The following is a 215-nucleotide window of genomic DNA, read 5'->3' as shown; positions in this document are numbered from 1 at the left end:
ACAGCGGGGTGTGCTCTGCATACTTCGAGGTCAGCACGCGGGCCAGCAGCCCCGGTCCGGCGATACCCCGCTCGATGGGCCGCGAAGGTGCAGGTGCCTGCACGATGGCATCGCACTGAGTACAGGCATGTTTTTCCCGTACCGTCCGGATAACCGTAACCGGCTCATTTAAACCGTCTGGTCTGTTTCCTCCGGCTCTACAAAAATAATGTCCA

1 pseudogene is annotated in these 215 nt (G+C 59.1%); it reads right to left on the bottom strand.

From position 1 onward, the window contains the following. A pseudogene (locus A7090_RS25500) lies at nt 1-215 on the bottom strand (IS66 family transposase); the annotation flags it as partial.

Source organism: Escherichia sp. MOD1-EC7003, assembly GCF_002965065.1.
Lineage (GTDB): Bacteria > Pseudomonadota > Gammaproteobacteria > Enterobacterales > Enterobacteriaceae > Escherichia.
The sequence above is the reverse complement of the archived record's forward strand: the minus strand, read 5'-3'. Positions and strand labels throughout refer to the sequence as shown.